We start from the raw sequence: 9,948 nt of genomic DNA, 5'->3' as shown, positions 1-9,948 counted from the left end.
GGCTGGTCAAGCGCTATGAAAAGCTGCAACGGGCGCTCTAGAGTTCCGTCGAAGAGGCCGGGTGAGGATCAGGCTTCGGTGCTTGCGATATTGCCGCTGACGGTTGCCGCCCAGGTCCAGAAATAGGTCGCAAGGCCACGATCGACATGGACGCGGAGCCTTTCGCCGTGACGATAGACAACGGCATTGATGCCGGCAAACGAGATAGCCGCCGAAGCGCTCGCCTTGCTTGGATCAAGCGTCGTTGCGCGCGCGATGACTTCGTCGGTCGCACCTTCGATCTCGAATATCTGGAGCCCGGCACTGACCGTGGTCACGGCGAAGCCCTCGTGGTGCCAGCCTTGGCCGACGGAGGACGGGCCGGCAGACACGACCAGCAGCCGGTCGCGCGCGACCTGAATCGTACTAGTTCCACCCTTTGCCGCGCCGAATGCGCCTATCGGCTCAAGCGCTACACCAGATGCCTTGCTCCAGGCAGCGAGGTTGCCGCTGACGAGAAACTGGTTCAAGCCGGACAGCGAACGGATCGCAAGGCCCGATGTGTCGATGACGGCTGTCTGCCAATCCGGTATGGCTGTCCATTTTTCAGCGAGATTACGCATTGAGCCGCTCTCCGGAAGGATCAAAGGCGCAAGGGCCGGTGATCGTCGCGCGCCGGGCCATGCCGAGGTGCTGGATGTCGATCGTCTTGCCATGGCGCGCTGCCCCGCGCTCGATCAGGCCAATCGCTATCGGTCGCATAAGCGTCGGACTGTGGTAGCTCGACGTCACGAAACCCTGGCTCCTGATCTTGCCACCCTCACGCGAGATGCTATGCGCGCCAGTCGCCAGTGGTTCTTCGCCCTCAGCGACGGCGAGGCCGACCAACTGCTGGCGGTTCGCTTGCACGGCCACATCGGTGAACAGCGAGCGGCGGCCGACATATTCGGTCGCGCGCTTCACGCGCGGGCCATCGACGCCGAGATCATGCGGCAGTGTGGTGCCGTCGGTGTCCTTGCCGATGACGATATAGCCCTTTTCGGCGCGCAGGATCATCAGGGCCTCGAGCCCGATGGTCACTGCATCGTGCGCCTTGCCGGCCTCGTGCGTGCGCGCCCACAGGCGCTCCGCTTTGTCTGCGCGGATCGAGACCTCGTAGCTGCGGTCGCCGGTAAAGCTGACGCGGGCAACACGAACCGGGTCGGTTTCGAACGTGCCCTCGCCCATCGCCATGTGCGGCAGATCGGCATCATCGAGCGAAAGGCCAAGGTTCAATGCCGCGAGCAGTTTCCTGGCGTTCGGGCCGGAAACGGTCATCGTCGCCATCTCGGAGGTGGCGTTGTGGATGTAGACAGCGTCACGGCCAAAACGATCCTGCCGCCATTCCTCTAAGCGAGCGTGCACGGCAGCCACATGCGAGCTGGAGCAAGAGACGACGAAGCGGTGCTCGTCCAGCCGCACCAGAATGCCGTCATCGAAGACCACGCCGTTTTCCGACAGCATGAAGCCATAGCGGCAGCGGCCGGGCTTCAGCGTCGACATGGTGTTGTAATAGATGAAATCGACGAATTCGGCCGCCTTCCGGCCCATCACCTCGATCTTGCCAAGCGTCGAGCCATCGAACAGCGCGACCGACTGTCGGGCACGCCGCGCCTCGTCCTGGATCGCCCGGTCGGCATCCGCACCGCCATAATGGGCAGGCCGCAGCCAGCCGCCATATTCCTGGAAGACGGCGCCTTGGGCGCGGTGGGCGTTTTCGAGCGGCAGACGGCGCACCGGCGACATCAGCTCGCCACCGCGCGCACCAGCAAAACTTGCCAGCGGCACCGGCGTGAAAGGCGGGCGATAGGTGGTGGTGCCGACCTCCGGCACGGTGCGACCGGTGACGGCGCCCATCAATGCCAGTCCGGCAAGGTTCGAGGTCTTGCCTTGGTCGGTCGCCATGCCAAGTGTGGTGTAGCGCTTGAGATGCTCGACCGAGATGAAGTTTTCGCGCGCCGCGAGCTCGACGTCCTTGGCGGTCACGTCGTTCTGGTAGTCGATCCAGACGCGGCCCTTGGCACCTGGGATCGGCCAAGCGGCGAGGATGYCGCCGGTCGCTTCCACACCGGTGCTGCGCGGCGCGGCGGCCTTGGTCCCGCGCGGCATCGCTTTAGCGGCACCTTCGAAGACCTCCGCCAGCGAGACCGCGCCTGCCGCCGCACCGACGACGGCGGTGGCCTCGACTGGATCGCCTGGCAGGAAGGCGGCACGTTCGTCGCTCCAGGCGAGCTTGCCCCTCGCCTGGCAGAACAGATGGATGGTCGGCGTCCAGCCGCCCGATACCACAACGCAATCTGCTGCGAGGCTAGTACCATCATCCAGCTCAACGCCTTCGACGCGCATTTTTCCGCGCGCAGATACGACCAGGCGGCCTGCAACCTGCCTGACGCCCTTGGGCGCAGCCGGTGCGTCCTTGCGCATCTCAACCAGCGTGACGTCGGCACCGGCTTGAGCCAAGGCACCCGCAACCTCGTAGGCGCTGTCATTGTTTGCGGCCACCACGATACGCCGTCCCACCAGCACTGCGTAGCGCCTGAGATAGATCAGGGCCGCATCGGCCGACATGATGCCGGGCAGGTCGTTGTTGGCGAAAGGCAGCGGCCGCTCGATGGCGCCGGTGGCCAGCACGATCTGGCGCGGCCTGACCCGCCACAGCTTATCGGGCCGTCCATCGCCATGGCGCTGGTTCAGCCCGACCAGATTGTGATCGTAGATGCCGAAGGCGGTGGTGGACAGCAGAACCGTATGGCCTGCCCTGGAAAGGTCCCCGACCGTCTCGTCGATCCAGACGGAAGCCGGCTTGGCGTCGATCTCGCCCGCGCGATGATTGAGCGAGCCGCCCGGCCTGTGCTGGTCGTCGACCAGGATGACGGATTGCCCAGTGCCGGCGGCAAGCTTGGCCGCAGCCAGGCCGGCGGGCCCCGCACCAACCACCAGCACGTCGCAATGGCGATTGATCTGGTCGGCCGGCCCTGGAGATTGCCAGTCCGTGTCGACCGTTCCAAGCCCCGCGACCGCACGGATGCGCGGCTCGAACAGATGCCAGTCGGGCCACATGAATGTCTTGTAGTAGAAGGCAGCGGGGATGAAGCGCGAGAAACGGTCGATGAAGGCGTTGCGGTCGGCGGCAGCGTTGGGCGATGCGTTGACGCTTCTGGCGATCATGCCGTTGAGCACCAGCTCGGTGGTTGCGCGTGTGTTCGGGGTTGTCGCGACACTGCCGTTGACATCAACCAAGGCGTTCGGCTCTTCGACGCCGGCGCCCCAGATGCCCCTCGGGCGATGGTATTTGAAGCTGCGGCCGACTACGGCCACGTCGCTGGCAAGCAGGGCGGAGGCGATGGTGTCGCCTTCAAATCCCCGCACCGTGCGGCCGTCAAAGGTGAACGAGACCTGGCGGGAGCGATCGATGGCGCTGCCGCCGGAAGACAGGCGCGTCGCGGTCATTGGGCGTGCTCCGCACCGTCGAGCGATGTCGATGAGCCGACCTTGTGGCTGACGCTGTCGCGCTCCATGACAAAGAACTCGCCGCAATTCATGTGCACCCAGACTTCGCGGACCGCGCCCTTGGGGTTGTCGCGCATATAGAGATAATTGGCCCAGCGATCGGCGGTGACATCAGCGCCATCGGGCCGGAGGTTTCCGGCCTCGCCGCCAAAGTGAAATTCGGTCTCGTCGCGCGCGCCGCAGAAGGGGCAGGAAAAGAGCTGCATGATTGACTCCAGGTCCTAATGCGCGATGCCGGAACCGGCGGCTTCGTCCAGCAGGCGGCCGGTGACGAAGCGGTCGAGATCGAAGGGGCGGCTGATGTCGTTGTGCTTGCCTGTCGCCAGCAGATGGGCAAGCAAGGTGCCGCCAGCCGGGATCGCCTTGAAGCCGCCAGTACCCCAGCCGCAATTGAGGAAGAGGCCAGGCAGCGGCGACTCGCCAATCACAGGCGACGAGTCCGGCACCACGTCAACGATACCGGCCCATTGCCGCATCAGCTTGAGCTGTCCGAAAGCCGGGAACATTTCGAGCAGCCCTGAAATGACGCCCTCAAGCGTCGGCAGATTGCCGCGCTGGCCATAGGAGGGCACGCGATCGAGCGCGCCGCCGATGACGATCTCGCCCTTGTCGGACTGGCTGACATAGACGCCGGTGCCCGGCGACAACACGACTGTGTCGAGGATCGGCTTGACCGGTTCGGAGACGCAGGCCTGAAGCGCATAAGAATTGATCGGCAGGCGGAAACCGGCCTTTGCCGAAAGCACCGACGAATGGCCCGCGACCGCCATGCCGATGCGGTCGGCGCGAATGCTGCCGCGCGACGTGTGCACGCCGCGGCAGCGGCCGCCCTCGACTATGAAGTCGGTGACCTCGCAATTCTGGATGATGTCGACGCCGAGCGCGCTCGCGCCGCGCGCATAACCCCAGGCGACCGCGTCATGGCGGGCGGTGCCGGCCCTGCCCTGCCACACGCCGCCGAATACGGGAAAACGTGCATCAGGTGCAAAGTTGAAGATCGGGGCGACTCGTTTGACGTCTTCGGGCGAAAACAGCTCGGCGTCGGTGCCGTTGATCTGCATGGCGTTGACCGTGCGCGCGGCGATCTCCATCTCGCCGATGCTGTGGCAAAGCGTGACCATGCCGCGTTGGGAGAGCATGACGTTGTAATTCAGCTCCTTCGACAGGCCCTCGTAGAGCTTGTGCGCCAGGCCGTAGAGCGCAACGCTTTCGGGATAATAATAGTTGGAGCGCACGACCGTCGTGTTGCGGCCGGTGTTGCCGCCGCCGATCCAGCCCTTTTCCAGCACGGCTATGTTGGTGATTCCGTGAGTCTTGGCCAGATAATAGGCGGTTGCCAGGCCATGCCCGCCACCACCGATGATGACCGCGTCATAGGTCTTCTTCGGCTCGGGCGTACGCCAGGCGGGTTTCCAGCCCTTCTGGCCGGCAAAACCTTCCTTGATCAGCGACAGCGCGGAGTAGCGGCGGGTCATTATGCCATTTCCTGGAAAATATTCGTCTTATGCCTGATCGGGATGATGCGAGGCTGACGCCCGCACAGGCATAGGAATCCTCCCGAACCGGGAGGAAACTAATGGCAATGTACATATATGTCCAGAGGGTGAATTGGTCTCGACGCTACCCTACTAGGCGGTCGTGGAAATCGGCCACTTCGGAAGCCTGATCCTGGTGTAGGGCAGGCTGGACAAATGCGAGGTGACGGTACCTTTCGAGGCGGCGTAGATCACGGCACTTGCGACCTTTTCGTAGGATGCGCGGAAGTGCTGGGTCGACTTGACCACCACGATGCGCTTGCCTGCCAGATCGCAGCCGATGCCGGTGAACAGGTCGGTGTCGATCGCCTGGGAGCGTTCGGAAGCGAGCAGGATTTCGACGCCGTCGCAATCGATCAGCGCGCAATCGCCCATCGGCGACGGCACGCCGCCAAGGCCGGTCATCACCAGCTCGCGCTTCAGCGCCACGACACGGCAGTTGACATCGACCGGATCGCCCGAGCTTGGCCCGATCTTGCCACCGACGCGCAGCGGCAAAACAGCACCCTCGCCGGCCTCGAACACCAGCCGTACCGCGATCGGGTCCCACAGCGGACCGATGACGGCGTCGCGGATGCCGCGCTCGAGCATTCGGGCGAGGAAGAAGGTTGAATCGCTTGCGGCACCGCCGCCAGCATTGTCGGCGGTATCGGCGATGACAACGGTTCCCACGGGTGCCGCGAGTGCCTGGTCCAGCGCCTCGTCGATCGAAGGCATCGGTGGCACGATCTCGGCACGCATGGCATAGAGGTCGTCGGCCAGCCGCCGTGCCAGCGATTGCGCAAGGTCTTGATTGTCGTCGGTGTAGACCACCACGCGCGTTCCCATCTCGGGCACGTCGGCCCAGGGGAAGCCTTGGGCGATCGACACCGACAGCACCTTGTCCTTTTGCTCCATGGCGCGGATGCCGCTGATGATCGACAGCCCAGGTTCGGTGGTGGTGCGGATGAAGGTGACCATGCCGGTGTCGACAAGGGCCGCCTTTGGTTTGATCTGGCCGGTGGCGATGCGATGGCAGAGATCGACAAGCTGGACGCCACATTCATAGACGTCGGTGTGGGGGTATTCCTTGTAGGTCAGCAGGATGTCGACATTGTCGATCATCTCGGCAGTCATGTGGCAATGCGGGTCGAGTTCGCAGCCAACGACCGTATCCGGACCGACGATCGCGCGAATGCGGGCGAGGATATCGCCTTCGCAATCGTCGTAACCTTCGGCAACCATGGCGCCATGCAGCGACATCAACACCATGTCGACCGGCTGGGCGGCGCGGAGATCGTCGAGCAACTGGTCGCGCAGCGTCTCATAGGCATGGCGGGTGGTGGTTCCGCCCGGTTCTGCCGAGGCGCTCAAGCCTTCGAACAGGGTCCAGCCCTCGCGGGGGCCACGTTCGCGCGCTGCCCACAGCTGGCCGCCGTAAAGCGTCATGTGATCAGGATGCTGGCCGGCAGGATAGTAGTCGCCACCTTCAACGAAGGCAGTCAAGCCAGTGGGGATGGGCGAGAATGTGTTGGTTTCGGTCGCAAGGACGGCACTGAACACGCGCATGAATAGACAACTCCGCTTGCGGGTTATGAGGCAAAGATTTCAGCGAGGCGGGCATGCGCCGTCTCGGTGTCGATGACGCTGGCCTCGCCGATCAGGACGAGGCGGCAATCGGGCTCGAATTTCGGAAATGGGCGCAAGGTGGCGCGCCGCCCGACCATCTGCAGCAGGAAACTTTGGCCGGGCCGCTCGATGAAATTGACGATGCCCTTGGCACGGATGAGCTGTGGCGCAAGCTGGTCCATGCCGGCCTGAAAACGATCGAGCGCGACAGAGCCTGCCGACTGCCACTCGATCGAAGTGAAGCGCGATGCCCCGACCTTTGCCTGGCCAGGCTGGGCCTGAGGCCGCTCAGCGACAAGCAGTGCTTCGATCGGCATGGCATCGCCGTCGGTCTCGAAGACCAGCGTCTTGTTGAGCCAAACCAGCTCCGCGCGGAGCGCCTCGCTGGAGCTCTCGCTCAGTCCGGTCTTGGACAGGGCGATGAAATCCGCTGCTTCAACCTGGGCGCGCCACAGCTCGTCACGCATGCGGCCGGGATTGGCAGCCACCTCATCGGCATCGACGACGGCGACCACCGCATCGAGCCGGATGTCGTTCCACAGGATCGGGTCCATCAGCGTTTCGGTGATGCCCCTGGGATCGGCGACGCCTGATGCTTCTATGACGATGTGGTCGGGCTTGACGGGCTGGGAGAGCACGAGTTTGAGCGTCCGCAGCAGGTCACCTTGCAGCGAGCAGCAGATGCAGCCGTTCTTCAGGCCAACAACTGTGTCGGCGGCGTCAGCTATCAGTTCGGCGTCGATGTTTATGGCGCCGAAGTCGTTGACGATGGCGCTGATGCGGCGGCCGTCGGAGCGCACCAACAGCTGGTTGATGAATGTCGTCTTGCCGGCGCCGAGGAAGCCGGTGACGACGAGGACCGGGACGCTCACGCATCACCTCGCCTGATCGGGCGGCCTGGTGCTGCCGCGCGGTCGAGGACGCCGTCCGCTATCACCGCCTGACCATTGACCAGCACGTGGAGCATACCTTCGGCCGGCAGGTTCATCTCGGCGAAGGTGGCGCGGTCGGCGATGGTGGTGAGATCGAAGACGACGATGTCGGCATCGCAGCCCGGCTGCAGCCGGCCCTTGCGTTTGAACAACGGCGCGCAGCTCTCGACGATCCGGGCCGGTATCAGCGTGCATTTGGCGATCGCTTCGACAAGCGGGATCGCATCACGCTCGCGCACCCACTGGCGCAAGAAACGGGTGAAGGTGCCCGAGGACCTTGGGTGGGCGGTCTTGTCTGCTCCGAGCGGCCATTCATTGCCCTCATAGGGCGATCCGTCCGGCTGGCTCCACGGCATGGCGTCGGAGGCAATGGCGCCACCGGGATACATCACCGAGACGTCGAGCATCGCGCGGTGACGCGGATTGTCCTCGGTGTCGAGGAAGTGCCAGAGCACCAGTGCCGAGGGATCGGCCTGCCGGACCTTTTTGAGATCGTCGATGCCGTCGAGGCGGCGGTGCGTGGTGACCAGTTCGATCGCGTCGTAGCCRGTGCCGGTGCGGGCCGAAAATGCCGGGTCGACGAAGAACCCGGCGCTGACCACGGTCGAGCCGGTGCCATAGGGATAGGCTTCGGTGGTGATCTTCAGCCCTTGCGCCTGGGCTTTGGCAATGATGGCCGCCGCGCGCTCGACATCCTGCAGGCTTGTCGAGTTGAGGTGGCAGATGTGCATGTGCGCGCCTGTCGCACCCGCCAGCCCGATCAGTGTGACATAGGCCTCGATCGAGCTCTTCGGGTCGATGTTCGACATCTGCGCGATGTGGGTATAGGTCGGCGTGTCGGTTTCGGCGGCCAGATCGCAGATCAGGCTCATTTCCTTGGCGCCAGCGCCGGGCGCGTAGCCGGCGGGAATGCCGATGCCAAGTGCGCCTTCCTCGATACCCTTGCGGGTGAGTGCCACGATTTCGTTTGCTTGCGCTTCGGTGGCGGCATCGGTCGACCAGCGCGGGTCGTCGAAGCCGCGCCCCATGACTGTGATCGGCGCTTCGCCCGGCTTGAGTTCCATCCCGATCATCACCGCCTTGCGGGCAAAGACCCAGGCGGAAGCGGTGCCGTAGTTGAGCAGGCGCGCGGTGTTGGCCTGCGCGTCGTACCAGCCGCCGACCGGCAAGGCGCCGACTTCCAATTCGAGGGCGGTGGTCACGCCATCGAAGGCCTGCATGCGGTCGGCAGGCACGGACTGGCCATGTGCGTGGAGGTCGATGAAGCCGGGCGCAACGATGAGGCCGGTTGCGTCGATGATGCGATGCGCCGGGCCAAGATCGGCGCCGATGGCAGCGATCCTGTCGCCCGATATGGCGATGTCGGCTACTTCGTCACGGCCGGTCTCGGGATCGATGACGCGCCCGCCTTTGATCACGATGTYATGCATGGGCGACCCTTTCAGCGGCGCGGCGCTTCTTGCCCGGCACGGCGTCGATCAGCCGGCGGGTGTAGTCGGACTTTGGCGTGCGGAAAATCTCTGATGTCGGGCCGACCTCTTCGAGCACACCCCGGTTCAACACGCCGACACGCTGGCACAGGTGATCGACGATCGACAGGTCGTGCGAGATGAACAGCATCGCCAGGCCCTGCTCGGTGCAGATCTTGCGCAGCAGTTGCAGCACCTGCGCCTGGCTGGAAACGTCGAGCGCCGAGACCGGCTCGTCGGCGATCAAAAGCTTCGGACTGGAGGCCAGCGCGCGGGCGATCGCGATGCGCTGGCGCTGTCCACCCGAGAACTGGTGCGGGAAACGGTCGAGCCAGTCGGGGTTGAGGCCGACCTGCTCCATCAGTTCAGCCGCGCGCGCCGTCAGTGCCGACCCCCTGAGGTCGGTGTAGGATTTGAGCGGCTCGGCCAGGATGTCGCGCACCCGCCAGCGCGGATCGAGCGAGGCATAGGGGCTCTGGAACACCATCTGAACGTCGCGGCGCTTGTCGCGCAGTGGCTTGCCGCGCAAAGCGAGCCAATCGCCGCCGTCCAAGCTCACCGAGCCGGCACTCGGTTCGGTGAGCCTGGCGATGATGCGCCCGATGGTCGACTTGCCCGAACCGCTTTCGCCGACGAGCCCAAAGGCTTCGCCGCGCCTGATGGTGAAGCTGACGTCGTTGACGGCGGTGAGCTGGCGCGGCTTCTCGAACAGCCGGCCCGACAAGGTGAAATGGCGAACCAGCCCGCGCACTTCGAGCAAAGCGTCATCAGCCATGGCTCACCTCGGCCTGCATGTGACCGGCACCGAAGCTCGGCCGCGCGTTGAGCAATTGCAGCGTGTAGGCATGCTTGGGGCGGCTCAGCACATCGTCGACA

General features: G+C 64.5%; 8 protein-coding genes. All 8 read right to left on the bottom strand.

Going from position 1 to position 9,948, the window contains the following annotated elements:
- Nucleotides 1-68: 68 nt before the first annotated feature.
- Nucleotides 69-602, bottom strand: a complete 534-nt coding sequence (locus AC1DUU_RS13135) for a sarcosine oxidase subunit gamma family protein (RefSeq protein WP_476783859.1) — start codon at nucleotides 600-602, stop codon at nucleotides 69-71.
- Nucleotides 595-3,468, bottom strand: coding sequence for a sarcosine oxidase subunit alpha family protein (locus tag AC1DUU_RS13130; RefSeq protein WP_476783858.1), 2,874 nt, complete (start codon nucleotides 3,466-3,468; stop codon nucleotides 595-597). The genes AC1DUU_RS13135 and AC1DUU_RS13130 overlap by 8 nt, the downstream gene beginning before the upstream one ends.
- Nucleotides 3,465-3,734 (bottom strand): sarcosine oxidase subunit delta, encoded by a 270-nt coding sequence (locus AC1DUU_RS13125; protein WP_476783857.1) that lies wholly within the window; start codon nucleotides 3,732-3,734, stop codon nucleotides 3,465-3,467. The genes AC1DUU_RS13130 and AC1DUU_RS13125 overlap by 4 nt, the downstream gene beginning before the upstream one ends.
- A gap of 15 nt (nucleotides 3,735-3,749) precedes the next feature.
- Nucleotides 3,750-5,003, bottom strand: coding sequence for a sarcosine oxidase subunit beta family protein (locus AC1DUU_RS13120; RefSeq protein ID WP_476783856.1), 1,254 nt, complete (start codon nucleotides 5,001-5,003; stop codon nucleotides 3,750-3,752).
- A gap of 153 nt (nucleotides 5,004-5,156) precedes the next feature.
- Nucleotides 5,157-6,611 carry a M81 family metallopeptidase gene (locus AC1DUU_RS13115; protein ID WP_476783855.1) on the bottom strand — a complete coding sequence of 485 codons (1,455 nt, stop codon included), beginning with the start codon at nucleotides 6,609-6,611 and terminating at the stop codon, nucleotides 5,157-5,159.
- A gap of 23 nt (nucleotides 6,612-6,634) precedes the next feature.
- Nucleotides 6,635-7,543, bottom strand: a complete 909-nt coding sequence (locus AC1DUU_RS13110) for a CobW family GTP-binding protein (RefSeq protein ID WP_476783854.1) — start codon at nucleotides 7,541-7,543, stop codon at nucleotides 6,635-6,637.
- Nucleotides 7,540-9,033: an amidohydrolase family protein gene (locus AC1DUU_RS13105; RefSeq protein WP_476783853.1), complete on the bottom strand. Its 1,494-nt coding sequence runs from the start codon at nucleotides 9,031-9,033 to the stop codon at nucleotides 7,540-7,542. Before AC1DUU_RS13105 ends, AC1DUU_RS13110 begins: the two co-directional genes overlap by 4 nt.
- Nucleotides 9,026-9,847: an ATP-binding cassette domain-containing protein gene (locus tag AC1DUU_RS13100; protein WP_476783860.1), complete on the bottom strand. Its 822-nt coding sequence runs from the start codon at nucleotides 9,845-9,847 to the stop codon at nucleotides 9,026-9,028. Before AC1DUU_RS13100 ends, AC1DUU_RS13105 begins: the two co-directional genes overlap by 8 nt.
- Between the last annotated feature and the right edge of the window lie 101 nt (nucleotides 9,848-9,948).

This window comes from Aminobacter sp. P4_H6_2 (genome assembly GCF_056400805.1).
This window is presented reverse-complemented; position numbering and strand designations above follow the sequence as displayed.